This window comes from Psychrobacter sp. GW64-MNA-CIBAN-0177, from assembly GCF_040309585.1.
Taxonomy (GTDB): domain Bacteria; phylum Pseudomonadota; class Gammaproteobacteria; order Pseudomonadales; family Moraxellaceae; genus Psychrobacter; species Psychrobacter okhotskensis.
Genome location: NZ_JBEOOY010000547.1, coordinates 1 through 242, shown reverse-complemented (window position 1 = coordinate 242; position 242 = coordinate 1). Strand labels below are relative to the sequence as shown.

The 242-nt window shown below is 35.1% G+C and carries 1 protein-coding gene; it reads left to right on the top strand.

The genetic code is table 11. The features are described 5' to 3' along the window. Positions 1-82: 82 nt before the first annotated feature. The coding region (locus AAEY79_RS16165; protein WP_352289741.1) for a LysR family transcriptional regulator at positions 83-242 on the top strand (160 nt) is incomplete at its 3' end.

Below are 242 nucleotides of genomic sequence, written 5' to 3'. Positions count from 1 at the left end.
GATTAAACCCGTGTGTAAAAACCATAGATTTTTAAATTCATTAATGCCAAAATGGCATCAATAGATTAATTAAGGTGTAATAATGGATACAACAAGTCGACTTTTAATGTTACTTGAAGTGGTTGAGCAAGGCTCTTTTGCCAAAGCAGCTGAAATACGTAATATTGACCGCTCCGTTATATCAAAACAAATTAGCCGTTTAGAAGATGAGCTTGGCGTGAGGTTGTTAAACAGAACAACAC